Here is a 22,308-nt window from a genome sequence, read left to right as displayed (position 1 = left end):
CACACCTGTGCCGTCGCCGACGAAGGAGCCCCCATGCCGGACCGACCCGAGGTGACCGCGGTCGAGATCGCCCGCCTCGCCGGGGTGGGCCGCGCCGCCGTCAGCAACTGGCGCCGCCGCCACCCCGACTTCCCGCGCCCCGTCGGCGGCACCGACAGCAGCCCGGCCTTCGCGCTCGCCGAGGTCGAGACCTGGCTCCGGTCCCAGGGCAAGATCGCCGAACTGCCCTTGCTGGAGCGGGTCTGGCGGCTCGTCGAGACCCTGCGCGACCCGGACGGCCACCCGGCCGCCCCGCTGGTCCGGGCCGGCGCCGTCCTGCTGCTGCAGCACCGGGAACCGGACCGCTGGGCCGCCCTCGCCGATCAGCCGGACACCAGGCTCGCCACCGCCCTGCCGCGCGCCCTCGCGGACACCGCCCGCACCGTGTTCGGTACCGGCACCGGTGCTGGGGCCGGTATCGCGGCCGACGGCTCGGACGCTGCTGCCGGCGGACTCGGCCGACCGGGCCTCTTCGGCTCCACCGAGCTCGACCTCGCCCGGCTGCTCGCCCGGCTGGCCGCGGAGGCCGGCCCGGCCGCCGCCTACGAACAGCTCCTCACCCGGTACGCCGAGGCCAACACCCGCCAGCTCAGCCCCACCCCGCCGGAGGCCGCCGAACTGCTCGCCGCCGTCGCCGGCGTGCCCGCCACCGTGCTCGACCCCGCCACCGGCCTCGGCGCCCTGCTGCTCGCCCTGCCGTCCAGCACCGACCGCTACGGCCAGGACACCGACCCGGTCACCACCGCGCTCGCCCGGCTCAGGCTCGCCCTGCACGCGCCCGCCGCCGACCCCGTCCCGCTCCCGGTCGACCTCCGCCCCGGCGACGCTCTGCGTGCCGACGCCTACACCGGCCACACCTTCGACGCGGTGCTCTGCCAGCCCCCCTACAACGAACGGGACTGGGGCCACGACGAGCTGCAGTTCGACCGTCGCTGGCCCGGTGGACTCGTCCCGCCGCGCGGCGAGTCCGAACTCGCCTGGGTGCTGCACTGCCTCGCCCACACCAGTCCCGGCGGGCTCACCGCACTGCTGCTCCCGCCGACCGTCGCCGCCCGCCGGGCCGGCCGCCGGGTCCGTGCCGAACTGCTGCGTTCGGGCGCGCTGCGGGCGGTGGTCGCCCTCCCGGCCGGTGCCGCGCCTCCGTACGGGGTGCCGCTCCACCTCTGGGTGCTGCGCGCGCCCCGCTCCGGCGACGACTTCCGCCAGGTGCTGATGATCGACGCCGCCGCCACCTCGCCCGGCTCCGCCGAACCCGCCGAGGGCGGCCGCGACAAGGTCCGCTGGCCCGAGCTGAGCCGTACCGTCCTGGACGCCTGGCGCGCCTTCGACCTCGCCGCCCGGGAGGGTCTCCCGCTGCCCGAGGACCGGCCCGGCCGCCACCGGACCGTGGCGGCGATCGACCTCCTCGACGACGAGACCGACCTCTCGCCCGCCCGGCACGTCCCGCCGGCCGCCCCGCCCGGCGGCGCCGCCGGACTCTCGCACCTCGGCGGCCGGCTGACCGAGCTGCTGGACGGACTCGCCGACCCCGGCACCCTGCTGCCCGGACCGGCACCCGACCCGGTGCCGGGGGCGGGCGTAGGCCCGGTGGTCACCCTGGGGGAGCTGGTCCGCGCCGGACTGCTGGAGGTGCACTCCTCCGGGGCGGGCGCCCCGACCCGGCCGGTCGGCACCGATCCGGTCGGCATCGATCCGCTCGGCACCGATCCGACCGGTGCCGATCCGACCGGCATCCCTGTGCTGACGGACCAGGACCTGGTCCTCGGCGCCCCGCCCGTATCCGTCCTGGACCGGGCCGCCGCCGACGGCACTCCGCTGACCCGGCCCGGCGACGTGCTCGTCCCCGCTCTCGGCGGCGGCGTGGCCCGGGTGGTCGGCCCGGACGGCCCACCCGTCGGTGCCGCGCTCGGCCGCCAGCTGCACCTGCTCCGTCCCGACCCGGCCGCCCTCGACCCGGACTTCCTGGCCGGGCATCTGCGCTCCACGGCCGCCGCCCGCCGGGCCGCCAGCCACGCCTCGACGACCACCAGGCTGGACATCCGCCGGGTCGAGCTGCCGCGGCTGCCGATCACCGAACAGCGCCGCCTCGGCGCGGCCTTCGCCCGGCTCGCCGCCTTCGACGCGGCGCTCCAGCAGGCCGCGACCCTCGGCCACGCCCTCGCCCAGGCCGTCACCGACGCCCTGGCCGCCGGCACCGCCGAGCCCCCGCCGGCCTCCTGACGGTCCCCGGCGTCCGGCCCTGCGTCCGGACCCGCGTCCGGCTCCGGACGTCGGACCGGCCGGCTTCCCGCTCCGCTCCGGTGCCGCGGAGCGGTACGGGTACGACGGAAGGACGCCGGCCCGACCGGCGCTGGCGGTACGGTGTGCGGAACCGGTCCCGTGATCCGGACGGCCGTCGTCCTCACCCGCTCAGGAGCGCGCATGTCAGGGCAGTACCCCGGGCAGTTCGGCCCACCGCCCGGTGGCCCGCCCGCCGGTGGCATACCCGGCGCCGTGCCCCCGCCCTACGGCCGGACCCTGGTCGCCCGACCCGCGGGCCCCGGTCGGCCGGCCGGCCCGTACGGCGTGGCCGGTCGGGTCCTGGTGGTCCTCGCACCGCTGCTGACCGTCGGTCTGCTCGGCATGGTGCCGTCGCTGCTGCTGGCGGTCCGCCGTCGCAGGGCGTACGACATCCTGGGGGCGGTGGTGTACGCCGGGCTCTTCCTCACCTTCTTCATCTGCATCGGGGTGGCCGGCAGCTTCGGCAAGGGCGAGGCTCCGGTCGCGGACGCGGTCGGCACCACGATGATGGTGCTGATGTGGTTCACCCCGCCGGTGCACTTCCTGCTGATGGATCGCCAGGTGGTCTGGTCGGCGGGCCGTCCGGCCGCTCCGGCCGGCGTCGTCGGGCACCCGCAGTCGGCCGGGTACGGCTACCCGTCCGCCCAGTCGTCCACCCACCCGTACGGCGCCGCGCAGCCCTACCCGAACCCGGCCGCCCAGCCGTACGGGACGCCGCAGCCGTACGCCCCCGCCCCGACCTACGGTGCGGCGCAGCCGTACGGGACGCCGGCCCCGTCCTCCTACCCGGCTCCGGCCCCCGCTCCGGCCCCGTACGCCCAGCCCGGGCAGGCCGCCCAGCCCCCGTACCAGTCCCACCCGCCGACCGGGGCCGTCGGCCAGGGAGCGTCCGGTGCTGGTCCCGCCACCTCCGACGAACTCCGCGAGCTCGGCGAACTGCTGCGCCGTCAGGCTCGTGAGGACCGCCCGTGACCCAGGCCCGGGTGATCGGCGGCCGCTACCACCTCACCGAGAAGATCGGCCACGGCGGCATGGGCCAGGTCTGGGCCGGCCACGACGAACGGCTCGCCCGCCCGGTCGCGGTCAAACTGCTGCGCACCGACCTCCTCCTCGCCGCCGCCGGCGGTACCGACCCGACCACCGCCGACCGGCTCCGGCACGGCGACGACCTGCGCCGCCGGTTCCTCCGCGAGTGCCGCACCACCGCGGCCCTCGACCATCCGGGTCTGGTCACCGTCTTCGACGCCGGTGAGGAGGGTGGCGAACTGTATCTGGTGATGCAGCGCGTCCCCGGCGTCAGTCTGGCCGATCTCATCGCCGAGGACGCGCCGTTCCCGGTCGAGCGCGCGGTCGCCGTGGCCGCCCAGCTCTGCGCCGCGCTGGCCGCCGTGCACGCGGTGCGGGTCGTCCACCGCGACCTCAAGCCGAGCAATGTGATGGTCCGGGAGGACGGCCGGACCGTCCTGCTGGACCTCGGCATCGCCACCGCGCTCGACCCCGAGGCCACCCGGCTCACCCTCACCGGCGTCCCGATCGGCAGCCCGTCCTACATGGCGCCGGAACAGGCGCTGTCCACCGCCGTCGACCCGCGCAGCGACCTGTACGCGCTCGGCTGCCTGCTGCACGAGATGCTGACCGGGGAAGGGCCGTTCCGGGCACCCACCGCGCTGGGACTGCTGCGGCGGCACGTCGACGACCCGCCGGTGCCGTTGCGCGACCTGCGGCCCGAGGTGCCGGCCGCGCTGGAGCGGCTCGTGCTCGACCTGCTCGCCAAGCGCCCCGGGGACCGGCCGGCCGACGCCCAGGAGGTGTACGGGCGGCTGCTGCCGCTGCTCCCCGTGGCCGTCTCGGTGCCGCAGCCCCGGTTCGGTCCGCTTCCGGACCCGGCCCGGCCCTACCGGTACCCGCTCCAGCCGCAGCCGCGCCCGGAGGGCGTCGCCCCGGCGCCGCCGCCGCGGGCCGAACCGCCGCCGTTCCTGCTCGCCGCCGCGCCGAACCCGCCCGCCCCGCTGCCGCAGGCTCCGCCGGTGGCAGCGGCCCCGCCCGCCGCGGCGGAGGACTTCGCGGCGGCCTGCGCCCGGCTCTCCGACCTGGTCGACGCCGGCCGGCGCTCCGAGGTCCTGGACCTCGCCGCCCGGCTGCTGGCCCGCGGTCGCTCCGAACTCGGCGACGGCGCGGGAATGGTCCGCACCGTCCGGACCATCTACGCCCGGACCCTCCTCCAGGAGCGGCGCCACCACGAGGCGCTGGCCGAGTACCGGGCGCTCGCCGCCACCGCCGAGGGCGGACCGCACGGCCGACGGGCGCTCGAACCGCGTCACCGGGTGGCCGAGTGCCTCGAGCAGCTCGGCCGGGGCGCGGAGGCGCTCGCCGAGTACCAGGCCCTGCTCGCGGTGTGGCCGGAGACCGAACCCGAGCGGGTGCTCGATCTCCGGGAACGGGTCGGCGTGCTCCTGGCCTCGCTCGGCGAGACGGAGGCGGCCTGGTCGTGGCTGCTCCAGTTGCTCTTCGACCGCGAACGCCGCGACGGCCCGCACCATCCGGCGGTCCGCCGTCTGAGGCAGACCCTCGACACCCTCCAGCCGCACCGCACCGACGCCACCCCCTGGCCCCCGCGCGCCTGACCGCCGGCCACGCCGACCGTGCCGACCCGGGACCGGGGCCCGCGACCGGTCGCCGACGGGCATGACTTTCGACAGATCCGCGGCGCCGGTGAGGACCGTAGGGTCGGGCGGATGCGGACGAGAACGTGGTGGGACCGGGGGCTGCTGGTGCTGGCGGCCGGGGCGCTCGGGCTGAGTGCGGTGTCCCTCTGGTGGGTGGTGCCCGGCATCGGGGCCGCGTTCGCGGCCGGGGTGCGGACGGAGCGGGTACGGGAGGCGGTCGCCCTGCTCGTGGTGCTGGTCACGGCCGGGGCCCTGGTGACGGTGGCCGCCCCGGAGCTGGCCGTGCGGGCGACGTCGGTGGTGTCGGTGCTGGTCTGCGCCGGAATGGCCCCGTGGATGGTGGGCCGGTTCTGGCGGCAGTCGCAGGAGCTGGTGCGGGCGGGCTGGGAGCGGGCCGAACGGGCCGAGCACGAGCAGCGACTGGTGGCCGAGCAGGCTCGCCTGCGCGAACGCGCCCGGATCGCCCAGGACATGCACGACGCGCTGGGCCACGACCTGAGCCTGATCGCCCTGCGGGCCGGTGCGCTCAAGCTCGCGCCCGACCTGGCCCCGCCGCACCGCGAGGCGGCACAGGACATCCGGGCGGGCGCGGCCGCCGCCGTCGAACGCCTCGGTGAGGTGATCGGCGTCCTGCGGGACGACACGGACCCGCACACCGCCCGGGGCCCGGTCGACGCGGGCGTCCCGCAACTGGTGGGGGAAGCGGCCGCGGCCGGGCTGGACGTCCGGCTGACCGTCGACGGTCGGCCGGACGGGCTGCCCCGGGCGGCCGAGCACGCCGTGTACCGCGTCGTTCAGGAGGCGCTGACCAATGCCGCCAAGCACGCCCCGGGGGCGCCCGTCACGGTACTGGTGGCGTACACGGCGGACGGCGCTCGCGTCCGGGTGCTCGACGCTCCCCGAGCGGGGAGCGAGCCCCCGGCCCGCGCCGGGGCGGGCCCCGGTCTGCCGGGCACAGGAGGTCACGGTCTGCTCGGACTGGCCGAGCGGGTGCGGCTGGCGGGCGGCACCTTCGGCTACGGGCCCCGGGCCGACGGCCCCGGCTTCGAGGTGAGCGCCCACCTGCCGCGGACGGGCGTTCCGACCCCGGCCCCCGCGGTGCCGGTCACGGTGTCGCCGGCCCGTGAACTGCGCCTGGCCCGCCGCCGGGTGGGCCGCATGGTGGTCGCGATCGTCCTGGTGCCGCTCTCCGTCGCGGTGCTGCTGACCGCCGTGCTCCGGGGTTGGACGATCCACACCGCCGGGCGGTCGGTGCTCGACCCCGCCGACTACGCCGAACTGCGGGTCGGCCAGGACCGGTCCACCGTGCAGCGATTTCTGCCGGAACATCAGTTTCCGTACCATCCGTCCGTAGGCAACCCGCCACCCGGTGGAGAGGGAGTGACGTGCGAGTACTACGCGATGACGGCCGAGGCGTTCAACAACGACCGCTCGGGGGACGCGTACCGGCTCTGCTTCCGGGGCGGCGTGCTGATCTCCCTGGACGCCCTGGTCCAGTGAGTGTCCGATGAGCGACGGGGCACCGGGGAACGGCGCCCCGGCGCGGATCCGGGTACTGGTCGCGGACGACGAACCGATGGTCAGGGCCGGGGTGCGTGCCGTGCTCGCCACCGACCCGGGCATCGAGATCGTCGCGGAGACCGGGGACGGGCGGGAGGCGGTCGAGCTGGTCCGCCGCCACCGACCGGACGTCGCGGTGCTGGACATCCGGATGCCGGGCACGGACGGCATCACCGCCGCCGCCGAGATCCGGCGGGCGGGCGTCACCACCAGGACCGGAGCGGCTCCTGGGATCGTCATGCTGACCACCTTCGGTGAGGACGACTGCATCCTGCGCGCCCTGAGCGGGGGCGCCAACGGATTCCTGATCAAGTCCGGCGAGCCCGAGGAGCTGATCGCCGGGGTGCGTGCGGTGGCCGACGGGGCGGCCTGTCTGTCACCCAAGGTGGCCGCCCGGGTGGTGGCCCACCTCGCCGCCACCCGGTCCGGTGGTCCGGCCGACCGCCGGGCCGCGGCCCAGCGGCAGGTGGCCGGGCTGACAGCCCGTGAGCGCGATGTGCTGACTCTGGTCGCCGCCGGGCTGTCCAACGGTCAGATCGCGCGCCGGATCGGTGTGGTGGAAGGCACGGTGAAGGCGCACGTCAGCTCCGTCCTGGCCCGGCTGGGAGTGGCCAACCGGGCTGCCGCCGCCGTTCTCGCCCACGAGGCCGGACTGACGGTGGGCCCGGCCGGCTGAAACCGCGGCCGGGGCCGAAGCCGGGACCGGAGGCGAAGCCGGGAGCGGGACCGGGGCCACGGCGCGTGCGGAGGCCGAGGGAGCCAGCAGCACCGGACCGAGCAGCCGGACCCGGCCCGCCGCGCCGACCACCACCGTCGCCGAGGGCAGCAGCGCGACCGCAGCAGCCGCCGTGACCACCCCGCCCAGTACGGCTCCGGCGGCCACGTCGTGCGGGTAGTGCACGCCCGCCGCCACCCGGAGGGCCGCCGTGCCGAGGCCGGCCGGGACGACCAGCCACGCCCACCGAGGCCGTAGCAGCAGCAGACCGGTGGCCATCGCGACGGCGAGGGTGGCGTGGTTGCTGGGGAACGACCAGTCGCCCGGCGGAGGGCAGTCGGCGAGCGCGGTGGCCGGCAGTCCGGCCAGGGCGCGGCAGGGTCGTTCCTCGTCCAGGACGAGCTTCAAGCCCTCGCTCGCGCCGTACGCGAGCACGGTGCCGAGGGCGGTCAGTACGACACCCGCGACGGTGTCGGCGGCCCGCCGCCCACGCGCCGTCCACCAGACCAGCGCCAGCAGCAGGCCCAGTACCACCAGACCGGCCTCGGTGGCGGGCTCCAGCAGGGCGGCGAGGCGGGGCGGGGCGTCTGTGACGGCCCCGGCGACCCGGCGGTAGCCCGTGCTCGACCAGCCCGGTGCGGGCGGGCCGGCCCCGCCCGCACCGCCGCCGGCCGGAGCGAGCCACCCGACCGCACCGGCGCCGGTACCGACGAGTGCCACCGCGAGGACGGCCCTGTTTCTGATCGTGTTCGTCATGACACGGACGGTAGGAGTCGGAGGCGGGTCCCGACCCGACCCGAAAGGCAGGGGCCGACCTTGACGATCGTCAGGGTTGACCTGAGCCCGGTGCCGTGCCGGCGCCCGGCCCGGATAGGCCGTCCGGGGGACGGTCCGCACCGCCCCGGGCACCCCGCCCTACGCTCGGGGGATCCCTGCCGCCCGCATCCGGAGAGCCGCCATGCACCGTCGCCGGACCACCGGGACCACGGGGACCACCGGGAGCACCGGAATCGCCAAGACCACGGGGACCACCGGGAGCACCGGAATCGCCGGGACCACGGGGACCAGCAGGGTCACCAGGACCGTCGCCGCCGCCATCGGGGCCCTGTGCTGCCTCCCCGCACTGACCGGGTGCGGCGGGGACGGGCTGACGCCGGGCACGGCGGCGGTGCTGGACGGACGGCGGATCCCGGTGGACGCGGTGGAGGCCAGGGTGGCGGCGCTGCGGCACGCCCCGGGCGGGGTGTCGGCGGACGCCCGGTGGCGGACGGAGGCTCCGGCCCGGAGGGCGGTCACCGAGCTGGTGCTCGACGCGGTGGTGGCCCGCGCGGTCGCGGAGCGGGGCCCGGCGGTCGCGGACACCGAGGTGGCGGCCGCCCGGGCGGAGGAGGAACGGCGCCTCGGCGGCGCCGGGCAGCTGGCGCGGGCCCTGGCGGCGCAGGGCGTTCCGGCCGAGGCGATCGACGACCGCCTCGGGCGCGAGCTGGGGATCCGCCGCCTCGCCGCGACCGCCGGGGCGGACGCCGGCACCCCGGCGGGCGACGCGGCCGTCCGCCGGATCCTGGCCGCCACGGCCACCGCCGGCCGTCTGCGGGTGAACCCCCGCTACGGCACCTGGGACCCGGACCGCGCCGCCCTCGCGCCGGTCACCCGCTCCGGGCCCGTCGGCTGAGGACGACGCCGCCTCGCCCCGGCCCCGGCCCACCGGAGCACCGGCCGGCCCACCGGAGCAACCTCACCCGCGTCGTCGGCGTGGAAACCCGGCGGCGGGCCGATCGGGCGGACGGGTAGGTTCGAGGGGTGACGACGAATCCTCCGGGCGCGAAGCTGATCCTCCTCATCACGACCCACCGGGTGGCCCCGGGCCTGCTGTCCTGGCCGGCCTGGGAGGCACTGCGCTCGGCCGGGCGGGTGCTCGCCGGCGACGCCGCTCACCCGCAGCTGCCCGCCCTGCGGCAGGCGGGTGTCGAGGTGGAGGTCGTGGCGCCGGGCTCCGCCCCCGCGCTGGCGCGGCTGCTGACCGGGGCCCCGGCGGACGGCGCGGCCGGCGACGGGGCGACGGTCTGGCTGGGCGGCCCGGACGGCGATCCGGGGCTGACCGACGCGCTGGCGCGGCTCGCGGTCGAGCACGCCGGGGAGGTGCCGGAGATCGAGGTGCTGCCGGGCTCGTACGACCTTCCGGGCTCCCGGCTGCTGGACCTGGTGTCCGTGATGGACCGCCTCCGCTCGCCCGGCGGCTGCCCGTGGGACGCCGAACAGACCCATGCCAGCCTGGTGAAGTACCTGGTCGAGGAGGCCTTCGAACTGGTCGAGGCGATCGAGGAGGGCGACCGCGACACCCTTCGGGAGGAGCTCGGCGACGTGCTGCTCCAGGTCTTCTTCCACTCCCGGATCGCCGAGGAGCACCCCACCGGGGCGTTCTCGATCGACGATGTGGCGGGCGACATCGTCGAGAAGCTGATGTACCGGCACCCGCACGTGTTCGGGGACACCGAGGCGGACGGCGCGGCCGAGGTGGAGGCCAACTGGGAGACGCTCAAGGCGGCCGAGAAGTCGGACCGCGAGTCGGTGCTGGACGGCGTCCCGGCCGGACTGCCCTCGCTGGCGTACGCGGCGAAGCTGGTGTCGCGGGTGCGCCGGTCCGGGTTCGCGGGCGTACCGGACGAGCCGTACGAGCTGCCCGCCGAGCTCACGGCGGAGTCCGCGGGCCGGCTGCTGCTCGCGGTGGCGCAGCGAGCGCACGACGCCGGGTTCGACGTCGACGCCGCGCTGCGGTCGGCGGCGCGGGGTTACCGCGACACGGTGCGCGCCGCCGAGGGTCTGAAGCCCGCCGAGTAGCCCGCCGAGCAGCCGGGCGGCGCCGGGCGAGCGAGCAGTCCGGACCGACGGGCCCCGCCCCGACCCGGCCGACCCCGACCCGAGCGACCCGACCTGGAAGCCCCGTCCGCCCCGTGGCCTCAGGCCGCGGCGACGTCCGCCACCGGACGGCGCTGCGGCGGAACGACCTCGCCGATCGCCTCGCCGACCAGCGCGACGAGTTCGGCGAGCCGCTCCAGGTCGAGGTGGGCGGGCAGGTCGGAGAGGGAGACGATCCGCTCGCCGTCCGGCCCGGCCACGCAGAAGAGGTCGATCGGACCCAGGTGCTTCTCGGCGGTGTCGACCAGCGCGGCGACATCGCTGGGGCGGCGGACGTCGCCGCACACCCCGACGACCGGGCAGCCCGGCCGGTCGAGTTCGGTGGCGAGGTCCTCGGCGACCCCGCTCCGCTGGTCGGCGATCAGCATCCCGGCGGCGCCCGCCGCGGTGAAGCGGCGGGCGAGGCCCGCCCCCGACCCGCCGTCGAGTACCGCGATCACGATGACCGCACCGGTGACCCGCATGGCCCTGCTCCTCCCTGTGGGCGGCTCCGCACCGGCGCCCACGGACATCTTGCGGAGGATCGTAGGCACGACCGGATCCTCCGCAACAGGAATTACCCCTCAGGTGACCAGACTCACGCCTGCTCCGGCCCACCATCACCGGAACGATCACCGGAACGGGCGGAGCCGACGGGAAGAGCGGCCGGAACGGCGGCGGGAACAACGGCCGGAACAACGACGGGAACAACGACGGGAACAACGACGGGAACGGCGCCGCCCACGGTGCGGTGCCGGGGACCCGCCCGGGATACCGTCGACCCATGCCTGCTCAGCCCGCTTCCGCCCGTCCGCCCCTGTTCACCTGGGAGTTCGCCGCCGACCCGTATCCGGCGTACGCGTGGCTGCGCGAGCACGAGCCGGTGCACCGGACCACGCTGCCCAGCGGGGTGGAGGCCTGGCTGGTCACCCGGTACGCGGACGCCCGTCAGGCGCTCGCGGACAGCCGGCTCTCCAAGAACCCGGCGCACCACAGCGAGCAGGCGCACCGCACCGGCCGGGTCGGCATCCCGGGCGAGCGCCAGGCCGACCTGATGACGCACCTGCTGAACATCGACCCGCCGGACCACACCCGGCTGCGCCGTCTGGTGTCCAAGGCCTTCACCCCGCGCCGGGTGGCCGCCTTCGAGCCCCGGGTGCAGCAGCTGACGGACCGGTTGATCGACGGCTTCGCGGCGCGCGGATCCGCCGACCTCATCCACGAGTTCGCCTTCCCGCTCCCCATCTACGCGATCTGCGACCTGCTCGGTGTGCCGGCCGAGGACCAGGACGACTTCCGGGACTGGGCCGGGATGATGATCCGGCACGGCGGCGGCCAACGCGGCGGCGTGGGGCGGGCGGTGAAGCGGATGCGGGCCTACCTCGCGGAGCTGATCCACCGCAAGCGCGCGGACCTCGGGGACGACCTGATCTCGGGGCTGATCCGGGCCAGCGACCACGGTGAGCACCTCACCGAGAACGAGGCCGCGGCGATGGCCTTCATCCTGCTCTTCGCGGGCTTCGAGACGACGGTGAACCTGATCGGCAACGGCGTCTATGCGCTGCTGCGCAACCCGGGGCAGCGGTCGCTGCTCCAGGAGTCGATCGGGCGCGGCGAGAGCGCGCTGCTGGAGACCGGGATCGAGGAACTCCTGCGCTACGACGGCCCGGTGGAGCTGGCCACCTGGCGGTTCGCGACGAGTCCGCTGACCATCGGCGGGGTGGGGATCCCGGTCGGCGACCCGGTGCTGGTGGTGCTCGCCGCGGCGGACCGGGACCCGGCGCGGTTCGCGGACGAGAACACCCTCGACCTGGCCCGGGCGGACAACCCGCACCTGGGCTTCGGGCACGGCATCCACTACTGCATCGGCGCCCCGCTGGCACGCCTGGAGGGGCGGGCCGCGCTGACCACCCTGCTGTCCCGACTGCCGGACCTCCGGCTCGCCGCGGACCCGGAGGAACTGCGCTGGCGCGGTGGTCTGATCATGCGCGGACTTCGTGAACTTCCGGTGGAATTCACGCCGGGGGCGACATCGGGGGCAACCTCCGCCGACCCCTCGGCAGTTCACTGAGGGGGGCTCACGACACGCCGGCGCGGCCGCTCTGCGCGCCGCCCCCGGAGGGTATGAATCCCCATCAACCCGGACATGCCTCCTCGGTTGGTGGGCAATCCATCACGTGACGTGATTTCCGTGTGATAGCGGCGATATGAGCTTGTGATTGCTCTGAAGATCTGTCTACTCTCCGGGGAGCCCGCGGAAGCGGGTCCCGTGCGCGGAACGCCGAGTCCTGCCCGCCGCGTCACCGGAAACCGACCAGAACCCTGGGCAGGGGCGGGGGAACCAGGTCTTGCGCCGTCTCCCACGGCTTGGGGTGAAGCCGCCTCCGTGCGGCCGGGCCACCTCCCGGTCCGAACCCGACAGCTCACCTCGCAGGCGTGCGGAGAGGGACTTCCCCATGCTGTTCGTCGGAACCGGCCGTCACCGTCGCCGCACCCAGACCGAGAAGGCCATCGCCGTCGCCGGTGTCGCCGGTGTCGGACTGGCACTGCCGATCCTCAGCGCCACCGGCGCCTCTGCCGCCCCGGCCTCGACCTGGGACGCGGTCGCCCAGTGCGAGAGCGGGGGCAACTGGAGCATCAACACCGGCAACGGCTTCTACGGCGGCCTGCAGTTCACCTCCAGCACCTGGAAGGCGTTCGGCGGCACCTCCTACGCGCCGCAGGCGAACCAGGCCTCGAAGGCGGCGCAGATCACCGTCGCCGAGAAGGTGCTGGCCTCGCAGGGCCCCGGCGCCTGGCCGGTCTGCTCCAAGAAGGCCGGCCTGAGCAAGGGCGGCGCCCCGGCGGCGGTCGACGCCTCGGCGGACGCCGCGCCGGCCGCCCCGGCCGCCCCGAAGCCGCAGGCCCAGCCGCAGCAGGCGCCGAAGGCGCAGGCCCCGCTGGCCGCTGTCGAGCAGCAGGCCCCGAAGGCCGGGCCGAAGCACGCCGCGCCCAAGTCGCAGGCCCAGCAGGCCGAGGCCGAGAAGCAGGTCCCGAAGGCCGCGCCGAAGCACGCCGCGCCCAAGTCGCAGGCCCAGCAGTACGCGCCGCAGCAGACTCCGGCGGCCCCGCAGGTCCAGCAGGCCCCGAAGGTCCAGCAGCCGCAGGCCGGCCAGGGCTACACCGTCCGCTCCGGCGACACGCTCGCCGGGATCGCCACCACGCAGGGCGTGCAGGGCGGCTGGCAGGCCCTGTACGACGGCAACCGCGGCACCGTCGGCGGCGACCCGGACCTGATCATCCCCGGCCAGGTGCTCACCCTCGGCTGACGCTCCGGAGCGCGCCCACCGCCCGGAGCGCGCCCACCGCCCGTCGCGCCGCTGTCCGCCCGTCCGCCCGTCCGCCCGTCGCGCCGTCCGCCCGTCACCGGACAGGCGGGCGGGCGGGTGGACCGGCGCGCGGGCTCCCGCCCGTTCCATCCGCTTCGTCCGCCCCGGGACGTCCGAGGCCGGGCAACCAGGTGAACTACCGGTGGGTAGCACGGCCACAAGCTGAGACGTGGCCGAGGTCGACGTGGCCCGGACAGCCGGTGCGGTTAGGCTCTGGTCGTAACGACTCCGCAATCGTCCGGCCGACGGCACCCCACTGTCAGCCGCACCTGCTTCCGCTAGGAGATGCCTCGTGCCGTCCATCGATGTCGTCGTAGCCCGTGAGATTCTCGACTCGCGCGGCAACCCCACGGTCGAGGTCGAGGTCGGCCTCGACGACGGCAGCACCGGCCGTGCCGCTGTCCCGTCGGGCGCCTCCACCGGTGCCTTCGAGGCCCTGGAGCTCCGCGACGGCGACAAGAACCGCTACTTCGGCAAGGGCGTGGAGAAGGCCGTCCTGGCCGTCATCGAGCAGATCGGCCCGGAGCTGGTCGGCTACGACGCCACCGAGCAGCGCCTGATCGACCAGGCCATGCTCGACCTGGACGCCACCCCGGACAAGTCCTCGCTCGGCGCCAACGCCATCCTGGGCGTCTCGCTGGCCGTCGCGCACGCCGCCTCCGAGGCCAGCGACCTGCCCCTGTTCCGCTACCTGGGCGGCCCGAACGCGCACGTCCTGCCGGTCCCGATGATGAACATCCTCAACGGCGGCTCGCACGCGGACTCCAACGTCGACATCCAGGAGTTCATGATCGCTCCGATCGGCGCGGAGTCCTTCTCCGAGGCCGTCCGCTGGGGCGTCGAGGTCTACCACACGCTCAAGGGCGTGCTGAAGGAGCGCGGCCTCTCCACCGGCCTGGGCGACGAGGGCGGCTTCGCCCCGAACCTGGACTCCAACCGCGAGGCGCTCGACCTGATCGTCGAGGCCATCCAGAAGGCCGGCTACGTGCCGGGCAAGGACATCGCGCTGGCCCTGGACGTCGCCGCCTCCGAGTTCTACGAGGACGACGCCTACCAGTTCGAGGGCAAGGGGCTCAGCTCCGCCGAGCTCATCGAGTACTACGCCGGTCTGGTCGCCGCCTACCCGCTGGTCTCGATCGAGGACCCGCTGGACGAGTCGGACTGGGACGGCTGGAAGGCCATGACCGAGAAGCTGGGCGACAAGGTCCAGCTGGTCGGCGACGACCTGTTCGTCACCAACCCGGCCCGCCTGGCCCGCGGCATCGAGACCGGCACCGCCAACGCGCTGCTGGTGAAGGTCAACCAGATCGGTTCGCTGACCGAGACCCTGGACGCCGTCGAGCTGGCCCAGCGCAACGGCTACCGCTGCATGATGTCCCACCGCTCCGGCGAGACCGAGGACGTCACCATCGCCGACCTGGCCGTGGCCACCAACTGCGGCCAGATCAAGACCGGTGCCCCGGCCCGTTCCGAGCGCGTCGCCAAGTACAACCAGCTGCTGCGCATCGAGGAGATCCTCGACGACGCCGCCGAGTACGCCGGCCGCGGCGCCTTCCCGCGGTTCAAGCACGAGGGCTGACCCGCCCGGCCGCCCGAGTGGCGCACGCCTGACCGGTGCCCCGCCGTTCACCCCGTAGGGTGGACGGCGGGGCACCGTCGCGACCAGGAGGGGACACCGGAGATGGCAGGCTGGAGGATCCCGGGCTTGGCGGCCCGGCCTCGGTTCACGAGCCGGGCGACCGTTCTGGTCCTCGTGCTCTGCTCGCTGGTGGCGATCCTGGCCTACCCGACCCGGCAGTTCATCTCGCAGCGGTCCGAGATCACGGCGCAGCGCGCCCGGGCCGAGCACGCCCGGCAGCAGGTGGAGCAGCTGCGCCGGGAGAAGGCCCGCTGGCAGGACCCGGAGTACGTCAAGGCGCAGGCCAGGACCCGGCTGCACTACGCGATGCCGGGGGAGACCCCGTACATCGCGGTGGACCCGGCGGCCCAGGACCCGGCGAAGTCCTCGCTGGGCGCGCCGCCGCCCGCGCAGGGCCCGGCCGCCGGGACGGTCAAGGCGGCCCGGCCCTGGTACGCCGGCGTCTGGGACTCCGTGGACGCCGCCGCCGCTCCCGTCGCCCCCACCGCTCCCGTGACCCCCGCCGCCCCGGCGCAGCCCGCCCCTTCCTCACCACCCGCCCCCGTCCCCGCTGGAGACAGCCCCTCCCATGACCACTGAGAACCACCCCACCGTCTCCGACCAGGACGTCGCGGCCATCGCCGCGCAGCTCGGCCGGGTCCCGCGCGGCCTGCGCGGCGTCGCCCACCGCTGCCCGTGCGGCAACCCGGACGTCGTGGAGACGGCCCCCCGACTGCCGGACGGCACGCCGTTCCCGACGCTGTACTACCTGACCTGCCCCAAGGCCGCCTCGCTGATCGGCACCCTGGAGGCGGACGGCGTGATGAAGGAGCAGAGCGCCCGGCTCGCCGAGGACCCGGAGCTGGCTTCGGCCTACCAGAAGGCGCACGAGGACTACATCGCCCGCCGGGACGCCATCGAGGTGCTGGAGGGCTTCCCGAGCGCCGGTGGCATGCCGGACCGGGTCAAGTGCCTGCACGTGCTGGTCGGCCACTCGCTGGCGGCCGGCGAGGGCGTCAACCCGCTGGGCGACGAGGCGATCGGGATGCTGGAGGACTGGTGGGCCAAGGGCCCGTGCGTGTCCCCGGCGGAGGTCGAGGCGGCCGGTGAGCGGGTGCTCCGCAACCGGGCCAAGGAGCAGGACCACCAGGCCGTGATCGCGGCCAAGGAGCAGAAGACCGCGGACCGCGCCGCCAAGCGGGCGGCACAGGAGGCGGACGAGGCAGGGGAGGCCGAGGCATGAGCACGACCAGGGTGGCCGCGATCGACTGCGGGACCAACTCGATCCGGCTGCTGGTCGCGGATCTCGACCCGGAGACCGGGGAGATCACCGACCTGGACCGGCGGATGATCATCAACCGGCTGGGCCAGGGCGTGGACCGCACCGGCCGGCTGCACCCGGACGCGCTGGAGCGCACCTTCGCGGCCTGCCGGGAGTACGCCGAGGTGATCGCCGGCTTCGGTGTCGGCCCGGAGCGGATCCGCTTCGTCGCCACCAGCGCCTCCCGGGACGCCGAGAACAGCGCCGAGTACGTGGACGGCGTGCGGGCGGTCCTGGGGGTCGAGCCCGAGGTGGTCAGCGGCGAGGAGGAGGCACACCTCTCCTTCGTGGGGGCCACCAAGGAGCTCACCGGTGGCACCTTCGCCACCCCGTACCTGGTCTTCGACCTGGGCGGCGGCTCGACCGAGTTCGTGCTCGGGGCCGAGGACGTCGAGGCGGCCCGCTCGGTGGACATCGGCTGCGTCCGGCTGACCGAGCGGCACTTCGGCGGTGCCGAGCTGCCCTCGGACGAGCAGATCGCCGAGGCACGGGCGCATGTGCGGGCGGAGCTGGACCGGGCCGAGGAGGCCGTCCCGCTGACCGGTGCGGCGACCCTGGTCGGCCTGGCCGGGACGGTCACCACCATCTCGGCGATCGCCCAGGACCTGCCGCGGTACGACTCGGAGGCGATCCACCACTCGCGGATCTCCCGCGAGCGGGTCGCCGAGATCGCCGACCGGCTGCTGGGCGCGACCCACGCGGAGCGGGCGGCCATCCCGTCGATGCACCCGGGCCGGGTGGACGTGATCGCGGCCGGCGCGCTGGAGCTGCTGGAGATCATGGCGCGGACGGGCGCCGCCGAGGTGGTCGTCAGCGAGCACGACATCCTGGACGGCATCGCCTGGAGTATCGCCCGCTGACCAGGCACGAGGCTTACCGCACCGGCCCCGGAGGCCCCTCGGGGGTCCCGGGGCCGGGGCGCGCCCGGGGCCGTGCGGAAAAGTTCGTGAATTTCTTCACATGAGGATCCGCCCGTTCGCGGCGCTGGACGGTCCGGTCCGTCCGATATGTGGGACCGAAGGCTCGCTCGGCGTGATAACCACTGGATCGCAGGTTCCGACCCGTCAGAGGTTTGAAAATCGAAATCCCGCGCGGGAACCAGGCCCTGTCATGGATCGTTGCTGCTCAGCGGGGCCGTCGTCACGGGTGGGTCCGCCGGGGGGCCGGGGTGGCCGCGAAGTGTCGGCCGGGGGGTCGAAACGGGGGCGCGAAGTGTAGCAGAGGGGGTCCGTCCGCTTGTGAGCGGGCTCACGAAGGCTGCTCCGAACGGTGCTGGATACTTTCGGATATGAGCACCACGGAGCGTCCTCGCATCCTCATTGTCGGCGGTGGTTACGTCGGCCTGTATGCCGCGATGCGCATCCTCAAGAAGATGCGCTACGGCGAAGCGACCGTCACGGTCGTGGACCCGCGGTCGTACATGACGTACCTGCCCTTCCTCCCCGAGGCGGCCGGCGGCAACGTCGCGCCCCGCAACCTCGTCGCGCCCCTGCGCACCGCGCTGAAGAACGCGGAGGTGCTCACCGGTGCGGTCACCGGTGTGGACCACGAGCGCAAGATCGCGACCATCCAGCCCTCGGCGGGCGACTCGTACGAGCTGCCCTTCGACTACCTCGTCGTCGCGACCGGGTCGGTCTCCCGCACCTTCCCGATCCCGGGTCTGGCCGAGCACGGCATCGGCATGAAGACCGTGGAGGAGGCCATCGCCCTCCGCAACCACGTCATGGCGCAGCTGGACAAGGCCGAGTCCACCACGGACGAGGCCATCCGCCGCAAGGCGCTGACCTTCGTGATCATCGGCGGCGGCTTCGCCGGCGTCGAGACGATCGCCGAGATCGAGGACATGGCGCGCGACGCCGCCAAGATCTACAAGACGGTCAGCCGCGACGACATGCGCTTCATCGTGGTCGAGGCCGCCAACCGGATCCTCCCGGAGATGGGCCCGGACCTCGGTCTGTGGACCAAGGAGAAGCTCGAAGAGCGCAACATCGAGGTCTACATCGAGACCTCGATGGACTCCTGCGTCGACGGCCACGTCGTGCTGAAGAACGGCATGGAGACGGACGCCTCCACCATCGTGTGGACGGCCGGCGTGAAGCCGAACCCGGTGCTGGCCCAGTTCGGCCTGCCGCTGGGCCCGCGCGGTCACGTCGACACCGCGCCGACCCTCCAGGTCCAGGGCTTCGACTACGTCTGGGCCGCCGGCGACAACGCCCAGGTGCCGGACCTCGCCGCCGGTGAGGGCGCCTGGTGCCCGCCGAACGCGCAGCACGCCGTGCGCCAGGCCGCCGTCCTCGGTGACAACGTGATCTCCGGCATGCGCGGCTTCCCGCAGCAGGAGTACAAGCACAAGAACCTGGGCGCGGTCGCCGGCCTCGGCCTGCACAAGGGTGTCGCGATCCTCTTCGGCAAGTACAAGCTGAAGGGCCGTCCGGCCTGGTGGTTCCACCGCCTGTACCACGGCGCCATGGTCCCCACCTTCAACCGCAAGGTCCGCGTCTTCACCGACTGGACCCTCGCCGTCTTCCTGAAGCGCGAGATGGTCGGCCTCTCCCAGATGGAGAACCCGTACCAGCCGATCCAGGAGGTCACGGCGCCCACCAAGCGTCCCGCCGTCGAGGCCGCGAAGCCGGCCGCCGACAAGGAGCTGGCCACCAGCAAGTAGCGACTACGGCCCGGTGTGGGAGCACCGGGTATGAGTCGGAGGCTCTCCGCCCGGCAGTGTTGCCGGACCACGACCTCCGTGGTGCTCAGCCGGCTGTGCGAGTCGGGCGGAGTACAAGAAGTAGCAGAAGGCCCCTGCCGAAACCCTCCGGCAGGGGCCTTCTCGCGCCGTGCGGCGGTGCGGCGGTGTGCCGCACGGTGCCGCGGTCAGTCGGTCTTGATGCTGCCCAGGATGTCCAGCCCGGCGGCCCGGCGGGCCGGCCAGAAGGCGGCCACCACGCCGACCAGGCCGGCCAGGGCCAGGAAGAGCAGCAGCTGGCCGTACGGCAGCACCGTGGTCAGGCCGGGCAGGCTGGCCTCGAGGGTGCCGTTGATCGCCCAGGCGGTGAAGCAGCCGAGCAGGACACCGATGCCGGCGCCGAACACCGAGATCACCACGGACTCCAGCCGGACCATCCGCTTGATGCCGCGCCGGTCCAGGCCGATCGCCCGCAGCATGCCGATCTCGCGCTTGCGCTCGAAGACCGACATCGCCAGGGTGTTGATCACCCCGAGGATCGCGACCACCACCGACATCGCCAGCAGCCCGTACATCATGTTCAGCGCGAAGGTGATGCTCTGGCTGAAGTTGTCCCGGACGTCCTGGCGCGACTTGACCTCGATCACCGGGTTGGCGCCGGTGGAGTCCTTGAGCGCCTTGCGCAGTGCCTCGGTCTCCCCGGCGGTGCCCTTGACCAGGACGCTCTTCAGGTAGACCTGGGGGTTGTGCTTGAGGATCTCGCTGTTGGCCACCATGGCCCCGCCGAGCAGGTCGCTCGTCTCGTAGACGCCGCCGACGGTCATGGTGCCCTTGGTGTCGCCGGGGTAGCCCACCTCGACGGTGGAGCCGGTGCCGACCCCGAGCTTCTTCGCCACGTCCTCGGCGAGCAGCAGCCCGCCCTGGCCGAACGAGGCCGTGGAACCGCTCTTCATCGTGACCGAGAGCAGCTTGTCCAGGCTGTCCCCGTTCAGGCCGGTGATCTCCCTGGCCTTGCCGTTGAGGTCCCACTCGACCTTCAGCAGCGGTGAGGAGGCCGCCACCCCGGCGGCCTTCGCGGCCTCGGCGGGGACCTTCTCGGACAGGCTCATCCCGTTCGCCGCGGAGATCAGGTAGTCGGCCTTCATCGAGCTGGTGATGGCCCGGTCCACGGTGTCGGAGACCGAGGCGCCGATCACCGTCAGACCGCTGACCAGGGTGAGGCCGATGGTGATCGCGGCCGCGGTGGCGGCGGTGCGGCGCGGGTTGCGCACCGCGTTCTGCCGGGCCAGCCGGCCGGGCATGCCGAACAGCTTGCCGAGGGCCGGTCCGACCAGGGCGATCACCGGGCGGGAGAGCAGCGGCAGCAGGACGAAGACACCGAGGACGGCGAGCACCGCGCCCAGCGCGACCGGCATCCGGCCGTCCGAGTTGCCCTTCGAGGCACCGAAGGTGACCAGGGCGATGCCGGCACCGGCCACCAGCGAGCCGAGCACGTTCCGGACCACCAGGGACTTCTGGGAGGCGGGCTGGTCGCCGCTGCTCATCGCGGCGACCGGGGCGATCCGGGCGGCGCGGACGGCGGGCAGCAGTGCGGAGAGCACCGTCACCAGGACGCCGACCACCAGGGTGACCACCACGGTCACCGGCTTGACCACCAGCGGGCCGGTCGGGAGGCTGTCGTTCAGCGAGGCGATCAGGGACTGCAGGCCCGCGCCGATGCCGACGCCGGCGAGCAGACCGGCCGAGGCCGCGACGGTGCCGATGGCGAACGCCTCGATCAGCACCGAGCGGGTCACCTGCTTGCGGCTGGCGCCGATCGCCCGGAGCAGGGCCAGTTCCTTGGTGCGCTGGGCGACCAGCATGGTGAAGGTGTTGGCGATGATGAAGATGCCGACGAAGAGCGAGATGCCGGCGAACGCGAGCAGCATGGTGCGCAGGCTGTCGGTGTCGGCGGTGATCATCCGCTCTTCCTCGGCCTTGAGGTCGGCCCCGGTCCGGGTCTCGATCTGCTGCTCCGGCCGGATCTTCTGGTTCACCTCGGCGAGCAGCGCGTCCTGGCCGGTGCCGGGCTTGGCGGTCAGCACGATGCTGCTGTACCGGCCGGGCTCCAGCAGGATCTGCTGCGCGGTCGCGCGGTCGAACAGGGTGAGCGTGCCGCCGGTGTTGACCATCGGGTCGTCGGTGGTGAAGACGCCGGTGAGCTTCGCCTCGAGGACCGGGCCGTTGGAGCCGATCCGGACGGTGTCGCCGACCTTGTAACCGCCCTTCTCGGCGGTCTTCCGGTCGAGGGCGATCTCCTTGCCGTTCTTCGGGCCCTGGCCCTCGACCATCGGGTAGCGGGCGTCCTTGCCGTCCGGGCCGGGCGCGAAGTTGGCGCCCTTGGCCGTCCACGACTGGCCGATCAGCTCGCCCTTCTTGTCGGCGACACCGGTGAAGCCGCTGACCACACCGCGGGCGCCGGCGGCGCCGGGCAGCGCGGCGAGCTGCTGGACGGTGGCGTCGGTCAGGGTGACCGCGTTCTTGTCGCTCTTCTCCTGGACGGACGCGGTGGCGCCGGCGGAGTAGTCGACGACCTGGACCGACACGTCGGAGTAGCTCTTGGAGTTGCTCTCCCGCATGGCCTTGCCGAAGGTGTCGGAGAAGACCATGGTGCCGGCCACGAAGGCGGTGCCCAGCATGACGGCCAGCGCCGTCATCAGCAGTCGGCCCTTGTGGGCCAGCACGTTGCGCAGTGCGGTGCGATACATGGGGTTTCCTGGGTCCTGGGGTCTGCGGAGGGACGGGCGGCGGCGCGTGGTGCGTCAGCTGGTGCGGCCCTTGGCGTCGAAGCGGCGCATGCGGTCCAGGACGGTGTCGGCGGTGGGGTTGGTGAGTTCGTCGACGATGCGGCCGTCGGCGAGGAAGACGACGCGGTCGGCGTAGGCGGCGGCGACGGGGTCGTGGGTGACCATGACGACGGTCTGGCCGAGTTCGCGGACGGAGTTGCGCAGGAAGGAGAGGATCTCGGCGCCGGAGCGGGAGTCGAGGTTGCCGGTGGGTTCGTCGGCGAAGACGATGTCGGGCTTGGAGGCGAGGGCGCGGGCGCAGGCGACGCGCTGCTGCTGGCCGCCGGAGAGCTGGCTGGGGCGGTGGGAGAGGCGGCCGGAGAGTCCGACGGTCTCGA

The 22,308-nt window shown here is 74.2% G+C and carries 17 protein-coding genes, 1 pseudogene and 1 riboswitch; of the genes and pseudogenes, 14 read left to right on the top strand and 4 right to left on the bottom strand.

Annotated features, from left to right (window positions below; all coding sequences use genetic code 11):
- Positions 1-33: 33 nt before the first annotated feature.
- The 5 genes from ACIPYS_RS32020 to ACIPYS_RS32000 all read left to right on the top strand — a co-directional run bounded on the left by ACIPYS_RS32020 (position 34) and on the right by ACIPYS_RS32000 (position 7,221).
- Complete coding sequence (locus ACIPYS_RS32020) at positions 34-2,259, top strand: N-6 DNA methylase (protein WP_400752767.1); 2,226 nt, start codon at positions 34-36, stop codon at positions 2,257-2,259.
- A 201-nt stretch (positions 2,260-2,460) separates the two neighbouring features.
- Positions 2,461-3,291: a hypothetical protein gene (locus tag ACIPYS_RS32015; protein ID WP_400752765.1), complete on the top strand. Its 831-nt coding sequence runs from the start codon at positions 2,461-2,463 to the stop codon at positions 3,289-3,291.
- Positions 3,288-4,943 carry a protein kinase gene (locus tag ACIPYS_RS32010; RefSeq protein ID WP_400752763.1) on the top strand — a complete coding sequence of 552 codons (1,656 nt, stop codon included), beginning with the start codon at positions 3,288-3,290 and terminating at the stop codon, positions 4,941-4,943. The genes ACIPYS_RS32015 and ACIPYS_RS32010 overlap by 4 nt, the downstream gene beginning before the upstream one ends.
- A 111-nt stretch (positions 4,944-5,054) precedes the next feature.
- On the top strand, positions 5,055-6,485 hold the full coding sequence (locus ACIPYS_RS32005) for a sensor histidine kinase (protein ID WP_400752760.1): 1,431 nt from the start codon (positions 5,055-5,057) through the stop codon (positions 6,483-6,485).
- A 7-nt stretch (positions 6,486-6,492) separates the two neighbouring features.
- On the top strand, positions 6,493-7,221 hold the full coding sequence (locus ACIPYS_RS32000) for a response regulator transcription factor (protein WP_093860769.1): 729 nt from the start codon (positions 6,493-6,495) through the stop codon (positions 7,219-7,221).
- Between the two features lie 219 nt (positions 7,222-7,440).
- Here the strand turns inward: ACIPYS_RS32000 and ACIPYS_RS31995 are convergent.
- Positions 7,441-8,016, bottom strand: a pseudogene (locus ACIPYS_RS31995) (phosphatase PAP2 family protein); the annotation flags it as partial.
- A gap of 202 nt (positions 8,017-8,218) precedes the next feature.
- On the opposite strand from ACIPYS_RS31995, the gene ACIPYS_RS31990 reads away from it, so the two are divergent.
- Complete coding sequence (locus ACIPYS_RS31990) at positions 8,219-8,932, top strand: hypothetical protein (protein WP_400752756.1); 714 nt, start codon at positions 8,219-8,221, stop codon at positions 8,930-8,932.
- Between the two features lie 128 nt (positions 8,933-9,060).
- Positions 9,061-10,098, top strand: coding sequence for a MazG family protein (locus tag ACIPYS_RS31985; protein WP_093860767.1), 1,038 nt, complete (start codon positions 9,061-9,063; stop codon positions 10,096-10,098).
- Positions 10,099-10,217: 119 nt separating this feature from the next.
- Here ACIPYS_RS31985 and ACIPYS_RS31980 read toward each other — a convergent pair whose 3' ends face one another.
- Positions 10,218-10,709 carry an SDR family NAD(P)-dependent oxidoreductase gene (locus ACIPYS_RS31980; RefSeq protein ID WP_082558545.1) on the bottom strand — a complete coding sequence of 164 codons (492 nt, stop codon included), beginning with the start codon at positions 10,707-10,709 and terminating at the stop codon, positions 10,218-10,220.
- Positions 10,710-10,939: 230 nt separating this feature from the next.
- On the opposite strand from ACIPYS_RS31980, the gene ACIPYS_RS31975 reads away from it, so the two are divergent.
- The 7 genes from ACIPYS_RS31975 (at position 10,940) to ACIPYS_RS31945 (ending at position 19,127) form a co-directional block, all read left to right on the top strand.
- Positions 10,940-12,226: a cytochrome P450 gene (locus ACIPYS_RS31975; RefSeq protein ID WP_093860766.1), complete on the top strand. Its 1,287-nt coding sequence runs from the start codon at positions 10,940-10,942 to the stop codon at positions 12,224-12,226.
- Positions 12,227-12,457: 231 nt separating this feature from the next.
- A riboswitch (cyclic di-AMP (ydaO/yuaA leader) is annotated at positions 12,458-12,606 on the top strand.
- Between the two features lie 5 nt (positions 12,607-12,611).
- Positions 12,612-13,463: a transglycosylase family protein gene (locus ACIPYS_RS31970; RefSeq protein WP_400752751.1), complete on the top strand. Its 852-nt coding sequence runs from the start codon at positions 12,612-12,614 to the stop codon at positions 13,461-13,463.
- A gap of 352 nt (positions 13,464-13,815) precedes the next feature.
- Entirely contained in the window at positions 13,816-15,102 is a 1,287-nt protein-coding gene (gene eno, locus ACIPYS_RS31965) for a phosphopyruvate hydratase (RefSeq protein WP_093860764.1), read from the top strand.
- Positions 15,103-15,228: 126 nt separating this feature from the next.
- The gene (locus tag ACIPYS_RS31960; protein WP_231978606.1) at positions 15,229-15,741 is read left to right on the top strand and encodes a septum formation initiator family protein; all 513 of its coding nucleotides are present in this window, start codon (positions 15,229-15,231) and stop codon (positions 15,739-15,741) included.
- Positions 15,713-16,384: a DUF501 domain-containing protein gene (locus ACIPYS_RS31955; RefSeq protein WP_231978781.1), complete on the top strand. Its 672-nt coding sequence runs from the start codon at positions 15,713-15,715 to the stop codon at positions 16,382-16,384. The genes ACIPYS_RS31960 and ACIPYS_RS31955 overlap by 29 nt, the downstream gene beginning before the upstream one ends.
- Positions 16,381-17,322 (top strand): exopolyphosphatase, encoded by a 942-nt coding sequence (locus tag ACIPYS_RS31950; protein WP_400752746.1) that lies wholly within the window; start codon positions 16,381-16,383, stop codon positions 17,320-17,322. The genes ACIPYS_RS31955 and ACIPYS_RS31950 overlap by 4 nt, the downstream gene beginning before the upstream one ends.
- Positions 17,323-17,750: 428 nt before the next feature.
- A complete protein-coding gene (locus tag ACIPYS_RS31945; RefSeq protein ID WP_030398003.1) occupies positions 17,751-19,127 on the top strand; it encodes an NAD(P)/FAD-dependent oxidoreductase in 1,377 nt (458 codons plus the stop codon).
- Between the two features lie 206 nt (positions 19,128-19,333).
- On the opposite strand, the gene ACIPYS_RS31940 is transcribed toward ACIPYS_RS31945, so the two are convergent.
- The gene (locus tag ACIPYS_RS31940) at positions 19,334-21,892 is read right to left on the bottom strand and encodes an ABC transporter permease (protein ID WP_093860760.1); all 2,559 of its coding nucleotides are present in this window, start codon (positions 21,890-21,892) and stop codon (positions 19,334-19,336) included.
- A 54-nt stretch (positions 21,893-21,946) separates the two neighbouring features.
- Positions 21,947-22,308, bottom strand: a 362-nt coding sequence (locus ACIPYS_RS31935) for an ABC transporter ATP-binding protein (RefSeq protein ID WP_400752741.1), incomplete at its 5' end; no start/stop codon positions are given.

Source organism: Kitasatospora sp. NPDC089913 (assembly GCF_044748625.1).
Classification (GTDB): domain Bacteria; phylum Actinomycetota; class Actinomycetes; order Streptomycetales; family Streptomycetaceae; genus Kitasatospora.
This window is presented reverse-complemented; position numbering and strand designations above follow the sequence as displayed.